General features: G+C 70.0%; 15 protein-coding genes and 2 pseudogenes. 8 read left to right on the forward strand and 9 right to left on the reverse strand.

Annotation, left to right across the window (positions count from 1 at the left end; genetic code table 11):
• Positions 1–299 precede the first annotated feature (299 nt).
• Positions 300–953 carry an HAD family hydrolase gene (locus tag ACT4N7_RS26475; RefSeq protein WP_444831576.1) on the reverse strand — a complete coding sequence of 218 codons (654 nt, stop codon included), beginning with the start codon at positions 951–953 and terminating at the stop codon, positions 300–302.
• 287 nt (positions 954–1240) lie between these two features.
• On the opposite strand from ACT4N7_RS26475, the gene ACT4N7_RS26480 reads away from it, so the two are divergent.
• Genes ACT4N7_RS26480 through ACT4N7_RS26490 form a run of 3 tightly spaced genes read left to right on the forward strand, consistent with a single transcriptional unit; the run spans position 1241 to position 3775 of the window.
• A complete protein-coding gene (locus tag ACT4N7_RS26480) occupies positions 1241–1942 on the forward strand; it encodes a hypothetical protein (protein WP_444831577.1) in 702 nt (233 codons plus the stop codon).
• 56 nt (positions 1943–1998) lie between these two features.
• A complete protein-coding gene (locus ACT4N7_RS26485; RefSeq protein ID WP_444831578.1) occupies positions 1999–2400 on the forward strand; it encodes an Imm1 family immunity protein in 402 nt (133 codons plus the stop codon).
• A 49-nt stretch (positions 2401–2449) separates the two neighbouring features.
• On the forward strand, positions 2450–3775 hold the full coding sequence (locus tag ACT4N7_RS26490; protein WP_444831579.1) for an AlbA family DNA-binding domain-containing protein: 1326 nt from the start codon (positions 2450–2452) through the stop codon (positions 3773–3775).
• Positions 3776–3973: 198 nt separating this feature from the next.
• Here the strand turns inward: ACT4N7_RS26490 and ACT4N7_RS26495 are convergent, their stop codons facing one another.
• A complete protein-coding gene (locus tag ACT4N7_RS26495; RefSeq protein WP_444831580.1) occupies positions 3974–4705 on the reverse strand; it encodes a hypothetical protein in 732 nt (243 codons plus the stop codon).
• A gap of 1196 nt (positions 4706–5901) precedes the next feature.
• Here ACT4N7_RS26495 and ACT4N7_RS26500 point away from each other — a divergent pair.
• Positions 5902–7122, forward strand: coding sequence for a hypothetical protein (locus ACT4N7_RS26500; protein ID WP_444831581.1), 1221 nt, complete (start codon positions 5902–5904; stop codon positions 7120–7122).
• Here ACT4N7_RS26500 and ACT4N7_RS26505 read toward each other — a convergent pair.
• Positions 7106–9154 (reverse strand): hypothetical protein, encoded by a 2049-nt coding sequence (locus tag ACT4N7_RS26505; protein WP_444831582.1) that lies wholly within the window; start codon positions 9152–9154, stop codon positions 7106–7108. The genes ACT4N7_RS26500 and ACT4N7_RS26505 overlap by 17 nt on opposite strands.
• Before the next feature lie 32 nt (positions 9155–9186).
• On the opposite strand from ACT4N7_RS26505, the gene ACT4N7_RS26510 reads away from it, so the two are divergent.
• Together ACT4N7_RS26510 and ACT4N7_RS26515 are read left to right on the forward strand one after the other, a co-directional pair.
• A complete protein-coding gene (locus tag ACT4N7_RS26510; RefSeq protein WP_444831583.1) occupies positions 9187–10113 on the forward strand; it encodes a pentapeptide repeat-containing protein in 927 nt (308 codons plus the stop codon).
• A gap of 285 nt (positions 10114–10398) precedes the next feature.
• A complete protein-coding gene (locus tag ACT4N7_RS26515; protein WP_444831584.1) occupies positions 10399–10932 on the forward strand; it encodes a hypothetical protein in 534 nt (177 codons plus the stop codon).
• Here ACT4N7_RS26515 and ACT4N7_RS26520 read toward each other — a convergent pair.
• From ACT4N7_RS26520 to ACT4N7_RS26530, 3 genes and pseudogenes are all read right to left on the reverse strand, one after another.
• Positions 10910–11728: pseudogene (locus ACT4N7_RS26520) on the reverse strand (RNA polymerase sigma factor); the annotation flags it as partial. The gene ACT4N7_RS26515 and the pseudogene ACT4N7_RS26520 overlap by 23 nt on opposite strands.
• Positions 11721–11804, reverse strand: a pseudogene (locus ACT4N7_RS26525) (YciI family protein); the annotation flags it as partial. The pseudogenes ACT4N7_RS26525 and ACT4N7_RS26520, both read right to left, overlap by 8 nt.
• A 22-nt stretch (positions 11805–11826) precedes the next feature.
• Positions 11827–12801, reverse strand: coding sequence for a helix-turn-helix transcriptional regulator (locus ACT4N7_RS26530; protein WP_444831585.1), 975 nt, complete (start codon positions 12799–12801; stop codon positions 11827–11829).
• A gap of 133 nt (positions 12802–12934) precedes the next feature.
• Here ACT4N7_RS26530 and ACT4N7_RS26535 point away from each other — a divergent pair, with 133 nt between their 5' ends.
• On the forward strand, positions 12935–13330 hold the full coding sequence (locus tag ACT4N7_RS26535; RefSeq protein ID WP_444831590.1) for a RidA family protein: 396 nt from the start codon (positions 12935–12937) through the stop codon (positions 13328–13330).
• 71 nt (positions 13331–13401) lie between these two features.
• Positions 13402–13878, forward strand: a complete 477-nt coding sequence (locus tag ACT4N7_RS26540; protein WP_444831586.1) for a DUF488 family protein, N3 subclade — start codon at positions 13402–13404, stop codon at positions 13876–13878.
• A 51-nt stretch (positions 13879–13929) separates the two neighbouring features.
• On the opposite strand, the gene ACT4N7_RS26545 is transcribed toward ACT4N7_RS26540, so the two are convergent.
• From ACT4N7_RS26545 to ACT4N7_RS26555, 3 genes are all read right to left on the reverse strand, one after another.
• Positions 13930–15075 carry an alpha/beta hydrolase gene (locus ACT4N7_RS26545; RefSeq protein ID WP_444831587.1) on the reverse strand — a complete coding sequence of 382 codons (1146 nt, stop codon included), beginning with the start codon at positions 15073–15075 and terminating at the stop codon, positions 13930–13932.
• Positions 15075–17366, reverse strand: a complete 2292-nt coding sequence (locus ACT4N7_RS26550) for a thioester reductase domain-containing protein (protein ID WP_444831588.1) — start codon at positions 17364–17366, stop codon at positions 15075–15077. The genes ACT4N7_RS26545 and ACT4N7_RS26550 overlap by 1 nt, the downstream gene beginning before the upstream one ends.
• A partial coding sequence (locus tag ACT4N7_RS26555) for an SDR family NAD(P)-dependent oxidoreductase (protein WP_444831589.1) occupies positions 17359–25146 on the reverse strand: 7788 nt, incomplete at its 5' end. The genes ACT4N7_RS26555 and ACT4N7_RS26550, both read right to left, overlap by 8 nt.

The following is a 25146-nucleotide window of genomic DNA, read 5'->3' on the forward strand; positions in this document are numbered from 1 at the left end:
TATGATACATATCAGGCGGTCCGTTTTCGTGAGAACTGAGTCTGGTAACCCAATTCTCTCAACAAACGGGCCGCCGCTCACGTCAACACGCCGGGCCAGTTCCCGATCGGCCACGTGAATAAGCCTCAGTGTGTTGAACACGGCGCGTCTCATCGCACCCGAGCATGTGCAGGTGCATCCACAAGTCCGCGAGATCATTCAGCACATGCTCGTCGCGAATAGCACGAAATCTAACTCGGCGACAGCGGAGTTCGACCGCTGGATGACATCACCTTCCGCGGCACAGAATTGATGTCTGGTCAGCAGTTCGAGGTTTGACCAACCAAGGTGATCAGCTCGGACAGAGAATTGATCACCCACTCCGCGTTCTGGACGACGACGTCATCGTGCGCCCAGAGATAGCCCCACGGGCCTCGCCGAATCAACACCGGACGAAGGCCAGCGGCGCGAGCTGGAACGATGTCGTTGTCGCGATGGTCTCCGACGTACATGATCTCGTGAGGCTCGCCCGGCGCCATCTCCACGACACGCTGGAAAAACTCCGGGTCGGGCTTGACCACGCTCCACTCACCCGACGTGGCAACGGCATCGACAGGCAGGCCCAACGCCCGCAGAAGCCCAGCGGCCTTAATCGTCTGGTTGCCGGCGATACCTGTCCACACCCCCGCTCGCCTCAGCGCGCTGAGCGCAGGACGAACGTCCGGGTAGAGGTCGGTCTCGTCGATCTGTTCGCCAGCCCCAGCTTCTTCACGACGCTGACGCTCCTCTTCCAGATCAAATCCCGGACGCAGCACCTGGAACGTCTCCGCGTTGTTCATGCCAGCGGCGGTCACCGCGCCCAAGATGGCGGAGAACGTGTGCCGCGGTACACCCATCCAGTCGGCCCACGCACCGAACTCGCGCGAATCGTCCAACAGCGTCTCACCGACATCGAACACCACCGACCGAATCACAACACTCCCAGGTCCGCCAGCCTGCTTCCTGAACGGCACCCTAACGCGCACCGCGTCCGCCGAAGCGGGCTTCCCGGGCCAGTGGACGGCTGGCTCTGCGTTGACCGTCAGGGCAGTCCGCGCGAGCGCCCCGTACCGTCCGCAGTTGCCCGCAGGCTGCCAGCGGCACGTACGCACCGCTTGACCGGTCGGCCAACCGGATGAATCCAGCCCACGATCGCGTGAACTCGTCGTCTGTGGCAGCACAATCGCCCACGGGCATGTCCGGCGAACAGACAATCGCTGACATGACCGGGGGCACAACGGAAACCCAGGCGATGACTGCGAGGATCTTGCCAGAGTCCGCTGGCGAGATCGTCCTCACGCTGCCCCAAGATGACGCTCTGCTGTTGCTGCGCGCCGTCATGCGTGGCCAGAGCGACGTCGGCGAAGGCTGGGATCAGTCAGTAGAACTTGGACGTCTTGCCCATGTCATCCAGCACGCTTTCGGTGACCACCGTGATCTCGATCAACACGAGCTGATCGACCGCGCCGGTCACCCAACGGCGTACGAACCGCTCACGGCGGCGGAACGCTCAGCGCCGACCGTCCGGTGGGCAACGCTCATCGAGTCCAGCGACGATGGGCGCCGTTGGCACGCGGCGACCCTGGCGGCCATACAGTCCTCTGGTCTGGAGGAGACCCGGGAGCAATCCGCTACGCAGGTCGCGCGGCGACTCATGGTGCGTGCGGCATCCGCGCTGTGGGCGGCTCGGGACACCGTCGACTGGGATGACCTGTGGTTCCGGGTGGTGGTCTGGGATCTCGACCGTGCCGACACCCTGTCAGGCGCGTACTTCCCGGCTGGAACGATCCCAACCGAACCCGAGGTCGTCGGCACGTGGCTGGCGGCCAACACGTTCGTCCCGCACGCCGTCGAGACCCGCACGCCGTCGCAGATGGATCACGAGATCAGTCGGAGCCGCCTGTGGCCTCAGAGGCAATCTTGAGTAGGAACCGCGAATGTGGCGCACTGACCGAGCTTGTTCTGTTGGTCGGGGAAACGGTGCTCGACATCGCGCACCGCAGTTGGCCAGTGGCCACCGTCGAGGAACTTGACGAGCGTCTGGACTGGATCACTGCCGAGGTCGCCGCCTACCGCGTGCGCCCTGTCGAAGTCGACTTGTACCTGCCCGGCGGGATGTGGATGGCCCCTGGGATCTGTGTCAGCCTCGGCGGTGCCCTCAGCTACGCCGTGTTCCACGACCACGACAACGTCGAGTTTCTCAGCGTGGGTGAGGCTGGCGCACCGGACCAGCCGGAGTTCGACGTCCCCGGCCACGCGCTGATCCCTACTCACCAAGCGCGCCAAGCGCTACGCGAGTTCTACGTGTCCCGCCGCGAACCAGACATCCTGCGTTGGACCCGGTCATCGACACCGACTGATACGGACAGACAACTGGCCTAGCCACCTCGGCCCGCGTCGGTCGCCCCGCGGGGTTGGCTAGTGTCGACTGATGGCGATCATGTGGTCACGGCTCCACGCCGAACTTGGGCTCTCCCCGCAGCCGTTGACCTACGGCATGGTGGAGCAGGCTGTAGCCCAGGGCGTGCGTGAGAGCGAGGACCTCGATTGGAAGAGGGACCTGGCCTGGAAGAAGGATCTGCCGCCCGACGTCAAGGAGAAGAAGAAGTGGGAGTTCGCCAAGGATGCGGCGGCGATGGCCAACACCCGCGGCGGGTTGATCGTCTTTGGGGTTCGTGAGGAGAACGAGCAGCCGGTCGAGCTGCTCGGTGTGCCGAACGGTGAGCGGGACCGGCAGGCCATGCGGTCGTTCGTCAACAAGTATCTGCGGCCCTTGGTGGACAGTCTGCTTATCGAGGCGCTCGACGGCGAGGATGGAGCTCCTGGCCTGATTGTTGTACTTGTGCCTCCGAGCCCGGATGCGCCTCATGTGATCGGTGAGAGGAACGAGATGGGCATCCCGTTCCGCAATGGGTCAGACACGCTTTGGATGTCGGAGGGCCAACTCGAACGCGCCTATCGTGATCGCTTCTCCCGGAGGGCCGACGACCGGGCGGCGCTGAGCGCCCTGATCGACGGCTTGGTCCCTGAGATCGACTTCGAGAAGGGCATCTGGATGGCGGTGTCGGCGCGGCCCGTCGCACCGTTGCCTCTGCTGAATGGACGTCCGCAACGCGAGCAGACGACCGCGACGATGCGAAATGCGTTGCAGTTGGTCTCCGAGGTGTTCGGGCAGGCGCAAGGCCGGGTACCAGTGCTCAACGACTTGTTCGCTAGCGACGCGGTGAACAACCCGAGGAACGGCCTGCGGCGTTGGGTCATCCGATCGAATCACTACTCAACGGACGCCCATGAACGGGTCGACTGGGCCTTGGTGGAACTCCATCACGACGGCTCCGTTGCCCTGGCGATCGCGCTGGGGGCGTTCATCAGGGGCGCGCAGATCCTCGGCCAGTCGCCGACTGCCATGCAAGTGCCACTCAGACTCATCGATGCTGTGATCGCGGAGGCAGTCGCGCTGGCGGCGACCCATGTCCGCGGGCTCGGCGCGGTCGGGACAATCCTGGCGCGCGCAGCGTTTTTGAGGGATGAGGCAGGCGGTAATGCGCCGCTGGAGGTGATCGACAATCGGCTCGGCGGCGGGATAAGCTCGATCTTTCATCGCGTTGCGGGATCGCGGGCGGTGCGTAATCCGGTGGCGGTGGAGGCCGCGTTCTCTGCCGAGGACGACATCACCGCTCTGCGCCGTGTGGCTCGTCAGCTCGCGGATGATCTCAGCCAGCAGTTCGGAACGAGCGGTTCGACCATTCCCGAGTGAGGTTGGCGGCGGAGTTCGGTCGAGTCACAAAACAAGGCCCTCCGAACAGGCGGTCCTCACTGGCGATCGGCAGAGACGCCCCGGTTCGACGCGCGACTCAACAGAACCTCCGGTCGGTTCTTAACCACAAGGCCGACTCGCCTCTGAACGCCTGCGGTTTCGATGAAACCAGGTATGGCGAACCCAACTGTCCGCTGGTCACGCCACCTCAGCATTGAGCCCGCCGCGCTGTTCGCGCACCATGGAGACCAGCAGACGGGAGCGTCCGGCTCCGATGCGCAACCGCCTTCTGAGCGTCTCAGCCGAAATCGGCCTGCGATGGAGTATCCAGTGGTTGGCGTCTTCGCGTTTTGCCCTCTCCAGGAGGTCGTTATCGATCCATCGCGGCAGATCAGATCCTTTCGTAGGCATGTTGTCATGTTCAATCGAGGATCGATTCTCGACACCATCCACCGCCAATGTGCGAGCTTCTGACCGGACCTCAAGTTCCACTAGATCCCGCTGGCTCACTGTCGCCATCGTCTGGAGAAGTCCCGGACCGACCTCTGCCCATCCGATCAGCAACAACGGACCCACGGCGTCGAACGCCGCCTTTCCGTATTCACCAGCAACCAGCGGATCGGCCACGTTCAGCGCCAAAGTAACGACGCTCGCGAAGATCAACAGACGGCGAGCTGGGCGCAACTGCGCCTCGTCGGCCCCTGAGAGCGCTAGGTAGCGAATGGCCAGGAGAAGCCCCAGAATCGACAGGTCGACCGCTGGTGCAACCAAGGGAGCAACCCAAACGGGAACGCCCAGCCGGAGCGCAAGATTGAGCACGTTGCCGAACCCAAACAAGAACGTAAGACCGACGACTGTGCCCATGATCGTGGTTACTGCGGACTCGACCCGCTGCGGTTTCGGCTGGTCGCGACGACGGACCGCGCCCATCACGCACCGCCAGGCGCGTCGAGCTGAAAACTGCCCCCGATCACGAGCAAGCCAGTGAAAACCGGCTGGTCAGATCCGTTCCCATCCTTGTGGAGCCCTGCCGGGGGCACCAGAGCAGCGTGTTCAGGCGGCCGGCTCGGCCCAGACCGGACCGGTGGTCAGGAAGTGGTCAACTTAAGCGAGCCCCGCCGGACAGCCGATCCTCCAGTGCCGCGACCGAGGCTCAACGCCTCTCTGATCAACTCCCTGACGCGATCACGGTCGTCTCGGTCGGTCGCGCGGACATCCTGGCGCAGCAGGTCGACTGCGCCACACCCGACGCCACCTACGAATCGCGTCGACCCGTCGGTGTGTCGGCCGACGTTCGGCTGGCAGCTCATCTACCCCGGAGAGCAGCCGCACCATCTGCCTGGACCCGCTGAACGGTTAGTGCTTCACCGTCGACCAACAAACTAGCGGCCGGTGGTCGATGATGGCGGCTACCACGGCGTCCGCGAGGTGATCATCCCGTTCCGCGAACCCGTCCACGGTGAGATCACCGACCGGCAAGAGCAACTCGACGTCGTCCACCAGCGGTCGTGAAACCGATCCACTGCTTGGGGCTGATGGATCCTCGCTGTGGCATCCGACCTGCCGTAGCGATTCACGGGCCTACCCACTCGTGGGCGAGGCGGGTTGTCCCGCCAAGCGGGTCGGTTAGCATCTGCGCCTGTGCCTGCCGCCGAGGACGCTCGAACGTCGACGAATTCCGATCGTTGGTCCACGAAAAGAACCGATCGACGGGTCTTGGCCATCGCCCACAACGTGACTGCGGCGACGCGGTTATTTGACGTGCTGCCGGTCCTGGCCGAGGACGACCGAGTCGAGATTATATTCACCCGCACGGGCTCATCGGCTTTTGACGAAGGCACCGAAGAGTTCTTGGCAGCGAAGGGTGTCCGGCAGATCCATTGGGCCGACGCAGTCCGGTCGACCTTCGACCTGGCAATATCCGCGAGTTATGGCGGCGAGCTGCACAAATTGCGTTTCCCGCTCGCCGTTGTACCCCATGGAATGGGGTACAATAAGACTCTGAGCCGGGAGCCGGGAGCCGGGAGCCGGGAGCCGGGAGCCGGGAGCCGGGAGCCGGGAGCCGGGAGCCGGTCTTCGGGCTGTCTCCTGAATGGTTGATCCATGACGGCGAGGTCGTCCCGTCGGTGATCGTTCTGTCGCACGAAGAGCAGCTTGTTCGATTACGGCGGGACTGCCCGAGTGCCGCCGATGTGGCCGTGGTCGCGGGTGACCTGGTCTACGACCGGATCGTGGCGAGCAAGCCGTTGCGCGCGAGTTATCGGCGCGCTTTCGGTATTGCGCCTGAGCAGAATCTGGTCGTCGTGTCGTCGACCTGGGGGCAGGACTCTCTGCTGGAGACGTGCCCGGATCTGCCGAGACGGCTCGCCGAGCAGTTGCCCGCAGACGAGTTCACGATTCTGCTGGCGTTGCACCCGAACATCGTGTCCAAACATTCCCAGTGGTCCGTCTCGACATGGCTGGCCGCCGCGCGGCGGGCGGGCGTGCACATTCTCGACGACGTGGACGAATGGCGCGCGGCGCTCGTGGCGGCGGATCTCACGATTGGCGACCAGGGGTCGGTTTCCTTCTATTCGGCGGGATTGGGGACTCCGCTGCTGCTGGCGTGCGCGCCAGGGCACACGGTGGGTCCCGATTCCCCGATCGCGGCCATGTTGGCCGCGGCACCTGCGCTGGATTCGACTACCGAATTGGCGGCCCAAGTGCGGGCGGCGTTGACCGGCGCCGATGACGGCAGGCTGCGGGCGATCACCGATCTCGCCACCTCCCAACCCGGTTTGGCCGCCGCCCGATTGCGAACCGTCTTCTGCCAGGTGCTCGGTCTGGCTGAACCCGAGTCACCGCCGGACATCGACGTCATCCCCCTGCCGACGACGGCATTGGCCCAAGCGAGCGCGCACCTGGTGTGGGTACGGCGAACCGGCCCGCGATCGGCGGTGATCACCCGCCTTCCGGCCGAGCGGCTGCGCGATGATCCGCGGGTAGCCCGCGGACATCATCTCGCCGTGCGGGTGGACGAGCCGCGCCGACGGTGGCTGGAGCTGGCGGACCTGATCATCGGCGCGCCGGGAGAGAACACGGCTGAGTGGATCACGGACACCCTCGCCCGCCTGCCCGGCGCTCTGCTGGCCATTGCGCCGGACGCGGCCCGCTGGCTGCTCGGCGACCGCGACGGAACTGTCCTGGCCGTCACGGGGCCCGGGACAGGCCCCACGCTGTTCGCGTCGGCCGCGTACACCTGGGTCGGCGACGGCGCGCCGGTGACCGATCTGGCGGGCGAGTGGCTGATCACTGCCGGGGCGCGGGAATACCGGATCACCGTCGAGCCGATTACCGCATCGCGGTGAGCTTGGTTCGAACCTCGACGGCGGCCGCGGCGAACCCCAGGTCGTCCAGGATGGTCAGGGCCTCCTGATAGGACTCGGCGGCCTTGCTCGCGTCCTCTTGGCGCACCGCCAGGTCGCCGAGCACCACGAGGGCATGCGCCTGGTCGAATCGCCTGCCGCGGCTGGCCATCACGTCGAGTGCGTGGACCAGATCCGGCTCGACCCCGTCCACCTTGTCGTCGTCGACGTACTTCCGCCCCCGCCAGATGGCGACCTTGGCGAGGTTCTCGGGCTCGCCCGCGAACGCTTGCCCAGCCTCGTACAGCAGCGCCAACGCGAACCGCGGTGCGAGGGCTTTGGCGAGGTGGAACTTCGCCAGCGCGACCCTGCGTTCGTCGCCGATGCGCACGGCCAGGTCGAGGTTGTGTTTGAGCACCGTCGACGCTTCGTCGGCCTTGCCCTGGTCGAGTCTGGCAAGGCCGAGGCCCTCGGCCGCGGTCGCCTCAAGGTCGATCCTGCCGACACTGGTCGCGAGCCGCACTCCCGCCTCGAACGCCTTGACCGCGTCATCGAGGTCGCGGAGCCAGTAGTGGGCGAATCCCCGCTGGCTGTGGATCAAGCTCTCGGTCGCCGCGTCGGACAGCCGCCGCGCGGCCTTGAGGCCGAGATCGTGGGTGGCGAACAGGTCGCCGAGGCACTTCTCCTTCTCGTAGAACGGCCACAGCAGCACACACCACCGCACGACCATGGCGAACTCGCCGATGTCGTATGCGTGTTCGAGCGCGGAGCACAGATTCGCCCGCTCGATCCGCAGCCAGGACCGCGCCGCCGCCTCGTCGGCGAACGGTTCCGCCCGTTCCAGTCCGGGAAACATCGAGTCGCGCCAGGGACGTCGCGGTGACACCAAGTCGTCCGCGGCCGCGGTGTGCGTGAGGTAGTACCGAAGCAGCCGCGCGGTCTCGGCGTCGCGTTCCCCGGCCGGTCGCTGATCGAGTTGCTCAGCGTGCAACCGCACGAGTTCGCGGACACCGACCCGGTCGGCCGCGATCTCGTCGACCAGCCTGGCGTCGGCGAGTTCGGTGAGGGCTTCGACGACTTCGTAGTTCGGCAGGTCCAGTGCGGCGGCCAGGGCGTCGGCACCGATCTCCGCGCATCGCGGGCGCAGACCGAGAGCGCGGTAGCACACCTGGGCGGTGTCGCCGAGCAGGCGGTAGGCGGCGGTGAACACCGAGGTGACCGACAGATCCTCGTTCGACGACAGGGTGGCCAGTCGCCCGCGTTCGTCACGGAGCCGCTCGACCACCGAGGCGAAGGTCCGGCCGCGGGAGCGGGCGACGAGCGCACCGACCACGCACAGCGCGATCGGGAGATGCCCGCAGAGTCGGATCACCTCACCGACGGCTGCCGGCTCGGCGGCGACCCGATCGGCGCCGGTGATGCGGCCCAGCAGTTCGCGGGCGGGCCGCTCCAGCAGCGGACTCAGATCCAGAAACGTAACCGGGCTGTCGGCGCTCAGTGTCGACAGCGGCCGCCCTTCGGTGACCACGACGAGGGATTCACCGTCTCCCGGCAGCAAGGTCCGCACCTGGCTTGCGGTCACCGCACCATCCAGGAACACCTGGTATCTGCCACCCGCGGTCATCGCCTGGAACTTGGCCTTGCGGGCGTCCTGCCGGGCCGGAATGTCCTGCGGCGCGACGCCCAACGCGCCGAGGAAGTCGCCAAGGATCTCCGATTCGACCCCCGGCTCGTCCAGACCCGTCGACAACCGGCCGAAGAGCCTGCCGTCCGGGAACTCGCCACGCAGCCGGTGGGACAGTTCGAGTCCGGTCGCGGTCTTGCCGACGCCCGGCGAACCCGCGAGCACCACGATCTGGTTGCCGTTCCCGCGACGGGCCACCGCCATCGCCGTGTCCAGTTCGTCGTCGTGGTTCACGTGGTGCGGGTTGCGGCCCTGAATCTGGTCAGGAACCAGGCGTTTCGCGCGCACATCGACCATGTTGATCTCCCCTTCGGCCGCCGAAGAGTACCGGGGCAGGCCACCCTGCGTCACGGCATCCGTCCGGTCGGTAGTGGAATGTCGGCATGCGGAACCTGAGAATCCTGCTCGGCGCCGTGGGCTCGGTCGTCGTGCTCTGGGCGCTGTTCGGCCCCCTGGCCACCGTGCTGGCCGGGAGCGATCTCGCCCTGCTCGGACCGAAGGAACGGATCGACGCGCTCAACGGCATCCGCGGACAGATCACCGCGGTCTTCGCGGCGATCGGGCTCTACTTCGCGGCCAGGAAGTACTTCCTCGAACGCGACAAGCAGCTCACCGACCGGTTCAACGCGGCGGTCGACCACGTGATGTCCGCAGGCGAAACGGGCCGCGCGGGCGGCATCCGCGCGCTCGGCAGGATCCTGTCCGACTCGCCGAACGACCGCGACATGACACTGGAGACGATCACCGGTTTCCTGCGACACCACACCCAGGACGGCGAACCCGACGCCGTGGCGAGCCGCGACGACCTCAGCGCCGCCGTCGCGGTGTTGCGCAAACCGCGCAAGACCTCGCGGAAGATCCCCGAACCACCGCTGGACCTGCGTCGCGTGCGGCTGGCCGGAGCCAACCTCCGGGGCGCCCGCCTGACCGGAGCCGACCTGACACGCGCCGACCTCAACGGCGCTTCCCTCGCCGACGCCGACCTTGACGACGCACGACTCGGCGAGGCGAACCTCGCCCGCGCGACCGCGACGAAAGCCAAGCTGCGCAACGCATGCCTGCGTCTGGCCCAACTTCCCGGCGCCGACCTCACCGCCGCAGACTGCACCGGAACCGACTTCACCGAGTCCACTCTGACCGCCGCCACCCTCACCGACACGGTCCTCACCGGCGCCGACCTGACCAAATGCGACCTGCGGGGCACCGACCTCAGCCGCGCGCGAGGGTTGAGCGCCGAACAACTCCGCCTCGCCCTCATCGACGCACGAACCCGCGTCCCCGACGGCATACCCCATCCCCTCCACACATAAGACCGGCAACGCCGAGAACGGGTCCGCTGGGCACCGAGGTGTGGAAACGTCCGCGGGTGGGCATCTTCCCTACATGGCAGGCGACGAGACTCCGGTGTCCACCGCTCCCCTCTCGGACTACGTGGAGAAGGCGACGAGGACGGCCGTACCCGGGCGACACCGGACCGCTGACGCGGGCGCGGAAACCGGCCGGGCCGAGGATGCGCCGGATCCGACCGCGGGCACGCCGCAGCCTCAGGAACCGCCGGACTAGCGCGGTTCGACCGACCGCAGAAGGAGGATTCAGTGGACACCGAATCGGCGTTCGGGCGCTATGAGCCGCGGCTGCTCGGCATCTATCTCAACGACCATCTCGGCGGCGCGGTGGCGGGCGGCGAGCTGGCGAATCGGATCGCCCGCGCGCACCGGCGGACTCCGGCGGGGGCCGACCTGGCACGGATCGCGGTCGAGATCGAGCAGGACCGGCGGGAGTTGGTCGGGTTCATGTCCGCCCTTGAGGTCCCGGTCCGCCGCTACAAGGGTGTCCTCGCGTGGGTCGGGGAGAAGGCCGCCCGGCTCAAGCCGAACCGGTACCTGCTGCGCCGATCGCCGCTGAGCAGCGTGCTCGAACTGGAGACGATGCGCCTGGGGGTGGAGGGAAAGGCAGCGGGATGGCGGACGCTGCGCCGCATCGCCGAGGCCCATCCCGCCCTGGACACGCGAAGGCTCGACACCCTCATCGACCGGGCTCGGACACAGATCGACACCCTGGAGAGTCTGCGGATGGCCGCCGCGGAGCAGACCTTCACCGACCGGCTCACCCCAGCGGCGCTTGGCTGATCCGCGCTGCCTGCCGGGTGAGGTGGTGACGTTCGGCGAGGTTGGGGGCGGTCCGGGCGGCGTCGGCGTACAACCGTGCCGCGGTCGGCAGGTCGCCCGCCTTCTCGTGGAGGTACGCCGAGGCCGCGGTGTAACGGGGCAGGCCGGGGTCCACCGTGGCCAAGGCCGCGAGGCCTGCCGCGGGGCCATCGGCCTCGCCGATCGCGATGGCCCGGTTGAGCCGCACGATCGGGCTCCCGGTGAGCCGGAGCAGCTCGTCGTACCAACCGACGATCTGCACCCAGTCGGTCTCCTCGGCGCGCGGCGCGTCGGCGTGCAGGGCGGCGATGGCGGCCTGGGCCTGGAACTCGCCGAGTCGGTCGCGACCCAGCGCCGCTTGCAGGACCGCGACGCCCTCGGCGATGAGCGAGGTGTTCCAGCGGGAGCGGTCCTGCTCGGTCAAGGGGACCAGGCTGCCGTCGCGCCGGGTCCGCGCCGGTCGCCGAGCGTGGTACAGCAGCATCAACGCCAGCAGCCCAGCGGTCTCCTCGTCAGCGGTCATCGACCCCAATTGCCGGGTGAGCCGGATCGCTTCGGCCGCCAGGTCGACGTCGCCGGTGTAGCCCTCATTGAAGACCAGGTAGAGCACCCGGAGCACGGTCGCCAGGTCGCCTGGCTGATCGAACCGCACGTCACCGACCGTGCGTTTGGCCCGGCTGATCCGCTGCGCCATCGTCGCCTCCGGCACGAGGTAGGCCTGGGCGATCTGCCGGGTGCTCAAGCCACCGACGGCGCGCAGCGTGAGGGCCACCGGCGATCAGGTCCTTGGTCTCCGCGAAAGGCCCGTCGGTGACCGGCGGTCGGCCCTGCCCGTCATACCGGACGAAGGTGCCGTAGGCACGAGCTGGTCGACTCTCAGGATGACGCTTCGTAGCAGGTGGCGATAGCGGTGGCGCGGTTGCGCAGGGAGGTGCGCAACCACCGCGGGGCCAGGGCTTCCGCGTTCGTGGCGAGCTGCCACAGCGCCCATTCGGCGTGTCTCGAATCTTGGAAGGTCACCTCCAGCCGCAGCCAGCCGTCGGAGTCGGCTTCTTCGGCGCGGACGGCCAGCGCGGTGCCCACCAGGTCCTCCCGCCGCGCCGGGTCCACCCGTACCAGCACGGTGACTTGGTCGCCGCCGGTCCGAAACCGCGTGCCGCGGTCCTGCCAGGCCCGGTCCAGATCGACCCGATCCGGTCGCTGGGCGGGTTCGGGGAGTTCTTTGGCGGCCAGGACCCGGGACAGCCGGTAGGTGCGGTCCGCGCCGGATCTCGTGGCCAGCAGGTAGCCCTTGTCGCGCACGGTGACCAGGCCGATCGGGTCCACCGTGCGCCACTGTGGCGTCTGGCCCGTTGCCGCGTAGTGGATGCGCAGCTTGTGTCCGGCGAACACCGCGCGCCGGACCTCGGCGACTACGGTGTCGGGCACGTCCTCAGTGGCCAGCCGACGCGAGAGCAGGTCGGTCTCCGGGTCGATGAGCAATCGCTCGGCCACGCCCGCCGCGGTGTTCCGATGGCTTTCGGGTAGCGCGTCAACCACCTTGAGCATCGCCGAAGCGAGCGCCGAGCCGAGGCCGAATGCCTGCGCGCCGCGCCGCGATCCGACGACCAGCAAGGCAAGGGCCTCGTCGTGGTTCAGTCCGGTGAGCTCGGCCCGGAAACCGGGCAACAACGCGAAACCGCCGTGCCTGCCGCGTTCGGCGTAGACCGGGACACCTGCCGCGGACAGCGCCTCGATGTCGCGCAGCACGGTGCGGGTGGACACCTCCAGCTCGCGGGCCAGCGCGGCCGCGGACAGCCGACCGCGCTGGCGCAGCAGCAGCACCAGCGAGACCAACCGGTCGGCGCGCATACGAAAACGTTACCGGAATACACGACACAGGATGTCGTGATTCGTGGGGAGGCTGGCCCACACGACGTCAGAGATGGTGGCCACCGAGCCGCTGGACGTACCTCTCGATGAATCGAATGGAGCTGAAGTGGCAGTGGAGCACACGGCGGTCAACCCGTGGACGTGGTCGTTGGAGCTGGGGTACAACCAGGGTGAGATCGTCTCCGGGCACACCCGGACCCTGTACTGCTCCGGGCAGACCGCGATGAGCGGCGACGGCAAGCCCCAGCATGCCGGTGACATGGCGGCCCAGGTGGCGCTGAGCCTGGACAACCTGGAGGCCATTCTCGGCGAGGCAGGCATGTCCCTCGCGAATCTCGTCCGGCTCAACGTCTACACCACCGACGTCGATCTGCTATTCCAGCACTACGGCGTGCTGGCGTCGCGGTTGGGCGCCGCCGGGGTGGCACCGACCACCACGATGCTCGGGGTGACCCGGCTGGCGATCCCCGACCTGATGGTCGAGTTTGAGGGGACCGCCGTCGCGTGATGCGACCCCGGTAGGGCCGCCGGTCGAACCGGGACGAGTAGCAGGCAGGTGGGTGATCTCCGATGCTCAGCATGGTGACAATCGGCGTCTATGGCTTCGACGGCGAGTCCTTCCTGCACCGACTGCGGCACGCGGACGTCTGCCTGCTACTCGACGTACGCCAGCGCCGCGGCGTCCGCGGATCCGAGTACGCCTGGGCGAACTCGCGTCGGCTACAGGCGGCCCTCGCCCAGGCCCGGATCGCCTACGAGCACCACCCCGAGCTAGCGCCCACCACCGAGCTACGCCAACTCCAGTACGCCGAGGACGACCGCCAAGGGGTCGGCAAGCGCTCGCGCCGCGCGCTCGCCGCCGAGTACACCCGCCGTTATACCACCGAGATCCTCGACCGCGCCGACCTCACGCCGATCGTGTCGGCGCTGCCGAGCGGCGGGACCGCGGCGCTGCTCTGTGTCGAGCGCGACCCGGAGGCCTGCCACCGCTCGTTGATCGCCCGGCGACTGACCGAGCGGCACCGTCTCACGATCGAGCACCTGCGCGCGTTGTGAGGCGTGCATCGACCAGCCGGCCCCACCGTCCACATGCGACCAGCCTGCCGGTCACCGGGAGGCGTCCTGCTTGTCGAGGAAGTCGACGATGTGGCCGAACACGTCCAGCGCGGCACCCCGGCCGACGAACGTGTCCAGGTGGCCGTAGCCGGGGATCTCGACGTACGCCACGTCGAGCAGGGGCTGCCTGCGGGCCAGCACCTCGTGGCACACCTTCTGCGAGTCTCCCCAGAGCCCGTTCTCCGTGCCTGCCATCAGCAGCACCCGGGTGTCGATGCGGTCCGCCGCGTCGAGCGCGTTGACCGGCAGCGCGCGGTAACGGTGATCGGTGTCGTGCCAGCGGACGACGCTGTTCGCCAGTGCCATCCGGCGCAGGTGCGGCATGATCCACATCGGTGCCGGGCCGAGCAGGTCGGCGAGCCGGTCGTGGGTTTCCGCGGACAGGTTCTCGTGCACGAACAGCGAGACCCCCATGCCCCAGGCCGAGTTGTGCAGGATCTGGCAGGTCGGGTCGGGACAGCTCGCCCCGCGGGAGGCGAGCGCGAACAGGGGCGTGTACTTCGACCGCAGGCCGACCTTGCGGAAGTCGACCGGGATGTGGTCGAACCTCGACTTCATCAGCTCCCCGGCCACCGACATCCGCAGCGACATCCGGCCCGCGAGCTTCGGCGTCAGGAACACCCCCTGCGACACCACGCCCGCCAGGTCCGGCACCAGCCCCGCCGTCATGCTCATGGCCAGGGCGATCGAACCGATGCAGTGGGCGACCGCGAACAACGGGCGGTCGCCGATCCGGCCGCGGATGTGGGACACGGCCGCGGGGATGTCGTACAGGGCGACGTCGTCGTAGGTGTAGCGCCGACCGGTTTCGTTGTACGGCAACCGACAGCTTCCCCGCCAGTCCAGGAGCCACGGCTCGTAGCCGTTGTCGACCAGGACGTCGACGAGGTTGCGGATCTCCGGCGCCAGGAACATGTCGGCGGACGCGGTGTGCCCGTGCAGGAGCAGCACCGCCGGGCGGTCGGCCTCGCCGGTGTCGACCCGGGTCAGACCGATCCGTAGGCCGTCGTCCGCCAGGAACGGGATCTCCTCGACGGCCGACGGGTCGAGGCGGTGCCGCAGCGGGCGCAGCGTCGCGGTGGTCCTGACCCTGCGCAGGGCGGGCACGGTGGTGCGGGACTTCTTCCTGCCGAACATCAGTGGCGCTCCTCAAGGACCGGGGTGCGGCGCAGGTCGAGCAGGTCCGCCGCCGCGCGGGTGAACGGCGGCAGCAGACCGCGGCTCATCTCCCAGCCGAACCAGGCGAGCCAGGTCAGCTTGGCGGCCCGCTGCTCCCGGTCGGTGAGGCGCGGGTCGACCCTGATGCCCTCGATCTGGTCGCGGACGTACGAATCACGCGGCACGATTAGCTCACCGTCGAGGCTCGCCCGCTCACCGTCGCGGCCGATCTCCACGGTCAGCGTGGTGCACTGCCGCCACAGGTTCCAGTGGACCTTCGAGTACTTGTGGCCCTCGAACCACCACCGGCCGCCGTCGGCGTCGCGCAGACGCATTCGGTAGCGCAGCAGCGGGTGCTTCAGGCCGTTCTGCCGCGGGATGCCCTCGTCTGGGCGAATCCAGACGTCGCCGCGTTCCACGGTCAGCGGCCGCGCGTGCACGGCCGGGCAGACGAGTTCGCCGGTCACGTCCACCCGGCGTTCCCGCACGAGCTGGTACATGCTCGCCAGCGACAGCGTCAACGCCATCGAGCACGGGACGTCTGCGGGCTCGCCGACCGGTCCCACGGCACCTTCGGTGGTCTCGGCGAACCACAGGTAGGGCTGGTCGTCCTTGTGCGGCAGCCTGGACAGACCGGCCTCGGCCAGCCGCTCGAACGTCGTCAACTGGGCCTGCCCGTCGAAGCGGGTGGCGGCGGGCAGTCCGACCGCCTCGACGAACGCCGCGGTGCGGTCGGCGCGGGCCGCCGGGCCCTTCAGGGTCGCCTCGCACAACTTCAGGGCGGTGGGGCTCTTCAGCACCCTGGCCATGAACGCGAGTTCTGGTATGTCGTCGGCCTCGATGCGGGCGAGGGTGTCGACGCGCCACTCGTCCCACTCCTGGACGCGGAGGTTCATCCCGCTCAGCGCCATGTCGGCGAGCACGTCGTCGAGGGTGGCGGGCACGCCGGTGAGGTTGTAGTCGAAGCCCCAGGCGTCCGGTTCGCACACGACGGCGGCGGCGACCCGACTGATCCAGTCGACCGGGGCGGCGTTGAGGTAGCGGAAGGCCGGAACGGTTCGGTAGCGGGCGAAGACGGACAGCAGGCCGCTGCTGAGGTCCTGCGGGTTGTGGGCGCCGGTCTTGGTGTGGCCGCCGACGCCACCAGGGCGCAACGCCGTGACGACGAGGCCGTGGTCGCGGGCCCGGCGCAGGGCGACCTCCGCCGTCCACTTCGACTGGTCGTAGCCGGAGATGAGCCGGTCGACGTGGGCGAGCGGGTCGTCCTCGCCCATGGCGGTGATGCCGACCTCGTTGTAGACGGCGATGGACGAGACGTGGTGCAACGGCTTGGGTCGTCCGGTGGCCGCGAACTCGGCCAGGGTCACCGTGCCGAGGACGTTCGCCTGTCGCAGCGAGTGGTAGCCCCGCAGGAAGTCCACGGCCGCGGCCACGCCGACGACGCTGTCCACCTCGTCGGCCAGGGTGTGCCACACCTGGTCGGAAAGACCGAGCCGCGGCTGCTGCAGGTCGCCGGGCAGCACGGTCACCCGCCTGCGCAGTTCCGACGACCACGGCAGCCGGAAGCTCCTCAGCGCCGCGCCGAGCCGGGCGAGCGCCGCCGCCTCGTCGGCGGCGCGGACCAGGCAGTACACGTGGGCGTCGCTGTGCCGCAGCAGGTCCAGCAGCAGGTGGCCACCCAGGAAGCCGGTGCCGCCGGTCAACAGGATCCGCTTGGGCGGCAACGGTTCCGGCACGTCGACAAAGGGCAGCCGGTCGGCGAGGGCCAGGTCGGCGAGGATCTGCCGGAGGTCGTCGGGACGGGCCCTGGTGTGGTCGCCATCGCCTGCCGACGCCGGAGCCGGGTCGACGGCCGGGGTGTCCGGGTGGCCGCCCGCGAGCGCGGCCTCGCTCGGCAGGTCGACGCCGGTGGCCGCCGCCCAGCGCCGGGCCAGGCTGACCGGCCGGGCGTCGGCGAACACCTCGTCGAGGTCGAACTCGACGCCGAGTTCGACCTCCAGATCCGCGACGAGGTTCACCGCGTGCAGCGAAGTTCCACCGGCGGCGAAGAAGTCGGTGTCCGGCGGGAGGTGACCGTCCGGCAGGTAGCGTCCGGCCGCGGCCGCGATCGCGGCGGCGACACCCGCCACGTCTCGGGGCCGGGCCGAACCAGGACCCGCCGCGGCCGGACCCGGCACCCTGGCCAGCAGGTCGTCCACGCTGAGTCCGACACCCCGCTCGATGGACACCGCCGTCGCACGCTGGCCGGAATCGTCGTCCAGGTCACGCATCGAAGCTCTCCTTGGTCTGCTGCTCCCACGAGCGGAAGGCCCGCAGCTGGTCCGGGGTGACCACGACCTCGATGTGGTCGCCGTCCTGGACACCGCCGCCGAGGGCGGCCAGCAGCCGCCTCGCAGGCGCGTTGCGCGGTGTGCGGTGCACGGACATCGTGACGCTCGCGCAGCCCAGTTCGTCCGCGCGGTCGGCCAACCACCGCAGCAGGCGCTCCTCGACACCCCTACCGAGCGCGCGGCAGCTCATCGACCACGCCGTCAGGTCGAGTCGATCGCCGTCGACGTGGAAGGCGAGCAGACCGATCTGGCCGTAGTCACCGAACCGGTCGCGGGCCGCGGCCATCCACAGCTCGCCCCGCTCCCGCCACCGGACGACGTCACCGTCGACCGACCGGGGCCGCAGGGTGAACTGGTTGGTGCGGGCCACGAGCTGCTCGGCCCTCGGCAGGTCCACATCGGACACCACCGTGACTTCGACCTCAAGTTCCAGCTCGGCGAGGAACTCCGCGAAACCGGCCTGTTCGCGGGCGACATCGCGCTCGCGCTCCTGCTCGTAGAACCGGGCACGCCGCCCGTCCTCGGCGGTCGCCGCCACCGGGACCAGCGGCCACAGTCGACACAGGAACTCCTCCAGTTCGTCCGCGGGCGGGCAGGTCACCGACAGCACCTCGGGCAGCGCCGAGCGCACCTTGGCGATCTCGGCCGGGTTGTCGTCGAGGAACAGGACGCTGTCGACCCCGACGTTGAGCGTCCTCGCCGCGTCGGCCAGCCTGCTCGGCTTGGGACCCCATTCGGCGGAGACAACGCTGAAGTGTTCCGGTTTCAGCACGCTGTCCCGGCGGTCGAGGACCGCTCGAACGGTCGCCTCGTCGTTGTTGGAGACCAACACCAGCAGCGCGCCCGCCTGCCGCCACCGCAGGAGCCTGCGCGCCAGGAGCGCGCGCGGGCCGGTGAGGTCGACGGCCTCGGGACCGATCTCGCCCGCGACACCGCCCCACAGGGTCTCGTCGCCGTCGACCGCGATCACCTTCGGCGCCGGGCGGCGCACCGCCCGCACCACCTCGGCGACGCGCAGTGCCACGGCAGCCTGGAAGGGCGCGGTGAACGGCAGGTGGGCCAGCCGTTCGGTCCGGTCGTCGAAGGGGTTCCCGGCGTGGTGTCGGGCCCAGTCCCGCGCGCCGAGCACCGCGATGCCCGGCACCTCGGCCAGGTCGGCCGCGACGTCGCGTTCCCACTGGGCGTGGCGGTCCTCCTGGTGCGCGGTGGGCGGGAAGCCGACGACCAGCGGCGTGCGGGTCCGCGTCGCCAGTGCCCGCAGCGCCGCCGGGTAGGCGGTGCGCAGCTCGGCGAGCAGGTTGTCGTCCACCGGACCGAACCGGCCGAGGTCGGCCGCCCGCAGCAGCACGATCCCGATCGCCGTCGACGGGTCGGCGAAGACCCCGGACGGGTCCCGCAGGGTCGCGAGGACCTGGTGGTACGGCGCCTCGGCGACGAACGGGCCCGCGTCCGCGTGACCGTCGGCGACCGCCGCCGGGCACATCAGGGGCAGGTTGCCCAGCGCGAAGGTGGCCGCGATGGCCAGCGCCGGACGAGGTGCCGGGGCTTCGACGGCGGGTGCCGCCACCACCGGCTCGGTCGCGTCGTGCGCCAGCTCTTCAAGCAGTCGCACGAACTCCTCGCCCAGGCCGGTGCTGGTCGCCGCGTCCAGGATGTCGACGTTGTGGTCGAACCGGATGATCGCCTCGTCCGGGATCATGGTGATCATCAGGTCGAGGTCGGAGTAGCCGGTGCCCGCGGGCAGCACCTCTAGGTGGTCGAGCCCGCGCGGGGATCGGATGAAGTTGAAGTACACCTCGACGAGCGGGGCGTTGTCCCGGTGCAGTCCCTGCCGCGCGAGGGTGGCGAGGACGTCGGAGAACCTCGCGCCCCTGGCCAGGACCTGCTGCAGCCGCGCGTCCGTGCGACGGAGCACCTCGGCGGCGGGCTCGCCTGCCCGCGCCTGCGCCGGAAACGGCACCGGTACCCCGAAGAAACCGACTGCGTCGTAGGCGTCGGCGTGGATGCGGGTGTCGACGGGGACGGCGAGCACGAACCGCTCCCGCTCGCGCTTCCTCGCCAGCAGCACGGTCAGCGTGCCGAGGCAGAAGGCGGCCGGGGTGATCGCGAGCCCGCTCGCCGCGGCCAAGATCCGTTCGGTCAGCCCGTCGGGCATCGGCACGGTCACGCTGCCCGCGCGGTAGGAACGCCGCGGCGGGCGGGGCCGGGCGAGTTCCAGGTCGAGCCGCCTGCTGCCCTGGAAGGACTCGCGCCACTGCGCGTTCGGGCCGGTGCCGCCCTGTTGGGCGTCGAGGAGCAGGTCGACATCGCGGTTGGTGATCGTGTCATCGAGCGTGGCACCGCCCAGCGCGGCGTCGATCTCCGCGGCGATCAGCAGCAACGACTGCAGGTCGCTCACCGCGTGGTGGGCGCCGAACACCAGGGTCTGGCCGTGGTCGCCCGCGTCGACCAACTCGAATCGCCACAACGACGGTCGCCGCAGGTCGAACGGCGGCTCCAGCAGCAGGCGCAGCCGCTCGGCGGCGTCGACCTCGTGGTCGACGGTCGACCAGCGCAGCACCGGCTCGGACACCGTCCGGTCCACCCGTAGCTGCCAGCCGCCGATGTCGGTGTGCTCGATCGCCGTGCGCAGCGCGGCGTGCCGGGCGACGAGGCCCTCGACGATCGCGCCGAGCTGGTCGCGGGTGGTCGGCGTGGTCAGTCGCGTCGCCAGGCCCACGTCGTGCGCCGCGGCAGGCATGCCCGGCTGGGCGCCGCGCAGCAGGCGCACCACGTCGCGGGTCGCGGGCCGCCTGTCCTGATCGGGCACCTCGGCGACGATCTCGGCCGCCCGCGTCGGGGCCACCGCCCGGACCGGCAGCGCCCGCGCCAGGGTCTGGGCGAGGACGCCGATGTCGGCGGCGGTGAACACCTCGGTGGTGGGGATCTCGACGCCGAGGTCGCGGACGAAGGAGTTGCGCAGCCGCACGAGCATCAGCGAGTCGAGGCCCAGTGCTTTCAGGGAGGTGGTCGGGGTCGAGATCTCCGCTGCCCCGGAAACCTCGGCGACCCGGGCGCGCACGTAGACGTCGAGGCGGGCGAGCCGGTCCTGGTCGGTGGTTGCCGCGAAGACCGCCGTCGCGAGGTCGGCCGAGGCTCCCGTCGAGGTGTCCGCACCGGTCGGTGCGGTGATCAGGTCGGCGAGCATCGGTCGGGTGTGCACGGCGTCGGGAAGCAGTCCGAGCCGCTGGGTGTCCAGGGCGATGGGTGCGAGCTGGCGGCGGCCGGTGGCCAGCACCCGCTCGAACAGGTCGCCGCCCTCCTGCGGGGTGAAGGCGATCAGGCCGGACCGGCTGAGCTGGGCGGCCGTGTCGGACTCGGCGGCCATCCCGACGCCGGACCAGGCGCCCCAGTCCAGGCTCAGTGCCCGGCGGTCGGTGCGCGACAGGTGGTGCGCCCAGGCGTCGAGGAAGGCGTTCGCCGCCGAGTACGGGCTCTGCCCGGCCGAGCCGAGCAGGCCTGCCGCCGAGGCGAACAGCACCAGGTTCGCCTCGGGGACCAGTTCGGTGAGCAGGACGGTGCCGAGGACCTTGGGGGCGAGGACCCGCAGGACCCGCTCGTCGGTCAGGTTCGCCACCGTGGCGTCGTCGAGCACACCGGCCGCGTGCACGACCATCGAGATCGGGCCCGCGGCGCGGCGCACGGCGTCCAGCGCCGCGCCGAGACCGTCCCGGTCGGTGACGTCGGCGCGTGCCAGGTGGACGGTGACGCCCCGCTGTTCGAGGCAGGCGATCCAGCTCTCGGTCTCCGCGTCGGGCACCCCGCGACTCATCAGGGCGAGGTGGCGGACGCCGCGTCCGGCCAGTCGCTCGGCCACGACCTTGCCGAGCCCGCCCAGCGCGCCGGTGATCAGGTGCACGCCGTCCACCGCGGTCGCGCCGGGGTCGCCGTCGGGGTGGGTGCGGGCCAGCCGCGGCACCAGGCGGGCGGAGCCGCGCAGTGCGACCAGGCGTTCGTCGTCGGCGTGCCAGAGCTGGGTCCACAGGGCGTCGACGCCCGCGGTCCCCAGGTCGATCAGCGTGGTCGCCAGCTCCGGGTACTCCTGCGCCACCGCGAGCCCGAAGCCCCAGGCGAGCGCCTGCTGCGGGTTGGTCACGACGGTGCTGTCACCGGCCGCCTGGCTGCCGCGGACGACGACGGACAGGCGGGGAGCCGGACCGTTCGAGCTGTCGGCGAGCGCCCGCACCAGGTGCAGCGTGCTCAGGCAACACAGCCGTGCCGACTCCCGCGCGGACGCCGCGTCCTCGATCGCCGGGGCGTCGAGCGCGGTCAACTGGACCACCTGGTCGGGCGACCCGTCCGCGAACGCCTCGCGCAACAGCCGGTCCAGGTGCCGGGGATCGGTCGGGTCGAGGACATAGCGGCAGGCACCCTCGACGGCGTAGGCAGTGCCTCTCCTGGCGATCACGTGCGGCACCGAGCCCAGCCGGTCGCCGAGTTCGGCGGCCACCCCGCCGTCGTCGGCCAGGATCAGCCAGCTTCGCCGGGCGGGGGTCGCCGCCGACGACACCCCGCGCGGCTGCCAGCGGGTCTCGAACAGGGCCCCGTCGCGTGGTGGGAGCGCGGCGAGCCGCAGATCCTCGATCGCCAGCAGCAGCCGCTCGTTCTCGTCCCAGACACCGAGGTCGACGGTGGCGGCGGCATCGGAGACGGACCGCAGGCGGCAGCTCACCCACGTGGGTGCGCCGGTCGCGTCGGTGAAGCGCGTCCGGCCGACCCCGGCGGGCACGAACGTCCGGTCGGTGGGCATCTCGCCGGGCAGACCGCAGGCATGGAACGCGGCGTCGAGGACGGCGGGGTGCACGAGGTAGCCCGTGGCGGCTCTGGCGGCGAGGCGCCCCACGGCCGCCGCGGGTCCGCGCTGTCCCTGCGCGAGTCCGCGGAAGGCCGGCCCGTAGTCGATGCCGCGGGCGCTCAGCCCGGCGTACACGGCGGCCGGATCGATCTCGTCGGCGCACTGCCCGCGCACCGCGGCGAGGCTCAGGTCGGCCGGTACCTCGGCGCCGGTCGGGACGACGCGCCCGCTGACGTGCCGTTCCCACCGCGGCCTGCCCGTGGCGGACGCCGAGGAGATGGTGAACGACCGGTCGCCGTCTTCGCCGGGCCGCAGCACCAACTGCAGCCGCACCGGCCGCTCCGCGTCGAGTCGCAGCGGCTGCTCGAACAGCACCTCGGCCAGGTGCACGTCGTGCCCATCGGCCACCGTGGTCGCGGCCTGCAGCGCCATCTCCAGGAAGGCGGCACCGGGCAGCCAGACCTCGCCGTTGACCCGGTGGTCGGCCAGGTAGCCGAAGCGGCTGTCCCGCAGGTCGACCTCGCCCTGGAAGAGGTGCCTGCCGGGCTCGTCGCTGAACTCGACGTGCGTGCCGAGCAGCTCGGAGCCGCGCCCTGCCGAGGAGGCCGGGGCGGGCGTGAGCCAGTGGCGCTCGCGGGCGAAGGCGTAGGTCGGCAGGGCGACGCGCTTGCCGGGGACCGACGGCGCCGTCCACTGTGGAGTGTGTCCGGCGACGTACAGCTCGCCGAGGCCCCGCAGCACCGTCTCGTGGTCGCCGCGCTGCCTGCGCAGCGAACCGACGCCGACCGCCGCGATGCCCGCTTCGGCGGCCACCGTCTCGACCGACGACAGCAGCGTGGGGTGCGGGCTGAGTTCGACGAAGTAGCGGTAGCCGTCGTCCAGCATCCGCCGGATCGTGTCGGCGAACCGGACGGGTTCCCTGAGGTTGCTGAACCAGTAGTCGGCGTCGAGTCGTTCGCCTGCGACGGGTTCGGCCAGCACCGTCGAGTACAGCGGGGTCGGCGCGGCGTGCCCGCGGATCTCGGCGTGCCGCTCGGACAGCTCCGCGCGCAGCGGCTCCATCAGCGGGGTGTGCGACGCGAACGGCGTCGTCAACACCCGGACGTCGGTACCCAGCTCCGCCAGCCGCCCGCGCAGCTCGGCCAGCGCGTCGATGTCGCCGGACACGGCCGTCGAGCCGGAGCTGTTGGCCGCGGCGACGAACAGGCGGCCCGCGAACGGCACGAGCAGTTCCTCGACCTGGGCGACCGGCAGCGGCACGGAGACCATGCCGCCCCGCCCGACCAGCGGGGCCACGGCCCGGGCCCGGCCGGTCACCACGGCAACGGCGTCGCCGAGGGACAGCGCCCCCGCGCAGTAGGCGGCGGCGATCTCGCCGAGGCTGTGGCCGACGACCCCGTCCGGGGTGACACCGAGCGAACGCCAGAGGGCTGCCAGCGCCGCGTTGAGCGCGAACAACACCGGCTGCAGGAATTCGGTCCGGTCCACCGGCTCCGGCGCGCGCAGCGCATCGAGCACCGACCGGCCCACCTGCCGCTGGATCTCCTCATCGATCCGGGTCAGCTCCGCGCGGAACGGCTCGGAGTCACCCAGCAGGTCCAGTCCCATGCCGGGCCACTGCCCGCCGTGTCCGGGCAGGACGAACGCGACCTTGCCGGTGTCCTCGCCCCGGGGCGGGGTGAGCGGAGTCCGGCCGTCGCCCAGCCGGTTCACTGCCTCGCGCAGTTCCTCCCGATCGCCCGCCACGATCGCCGCCCGCCACTCGAAGTGGCTGCGGTGGTGCGCCAGGGCGTCGGCGACGCCGGACAGGTCGGTGTTCTCGGTCAGGTGGGCCGCCAGCCGGACGGCCTGAGCCCGCAGTCTGTCGGCGCCGCGGCCCGACACGACGTACAGCCGGGCTCCGACCGGAACCGGCTCCGTGGTCTCGGGGTCTGTCCGCGGTGCTTCCTCGATGACGAGGTGCGCGTTGGTGCCGCTGATACCGAAGGAACTGAGCCCGGCCCGACGCACACGATCCGGGCTCGCAGGCCAGGGAACGGCCTCCCGCAGGACGTGCAGCCCGCTGTCGTCCCAGTCGACGTGCCTGCTGAGCGTGTCGGCGTGCAACGTGGCGGGCAGCGTCTGGTGCCGCAGCGACTGCACCACCTTGATCAGACCGGCGACACCCGCCGCGGCCTGGACGTGTCCGAGGTTGGACTTCAGCGAACCGAGGTAGAGCGGGCGATCCCGGCGGGCACCGAAGACCTGTGCCAGGGCGTTCGCCTCGATCGGATCACCGAGCGTGGTGCCGGTGCCGTGCGCCTCCACGTAGTCGAGGTCGTCGGGCGCCAACCCGGACTGCGCCAGGGCGCGTCGGATCACCTGCTCCTGCGCGGGACCATTGGGCGCGGACAGGCCCTGACTGCGGCCGTCCTGGTTGACGGCGATGCCACGCAACACCGCCAGCACCTGGTCGCCGTCCCGTTGGGCGTCGCTCAGACGCTTCAACACGACCATCCCGGCGCCTTCGGCCCAGACCGCGCCGTCGGCGTCGTCGGAGAACGAACGGCACCGCCCAGTCGGCGACAGACCCCGCAGCCTGCTGAACTCCACGAACAAGTGCGGAGTCACCATGACCGTCGCCGCGCCTGCCAGCGCCAGATCGCACTCCCCCGAGCGCAGCGCGTTCACCGCGAGCTGGATCGCGACCAGCGACGACGAACAGGCCGTGTCCACCGTCAACGCGGGTCCCTGCAACCCCAGCGCATAAGATAATCGGCCAGACGCCACGCTCAACGCGGACCCGGTGCCGATATAGCCGTTCATCTGGTCCAGCCGGGCGCCCTGCAAGTAGTCGCTGGCCATCATGCCGACGAACACACCGGTAGCGCTGCCCGCGAGGGTGGC

It is taken from the genome of Actinokineospora sp., assembly GCF_052390155.1.
In the GTDB taxonomy this organism is placed as follows: domain Bacteria; phylum Actinomycetota; class Actinomycetes; order Mycobacteriales; family Pseudonocardiaceae; genus Actinokineospora.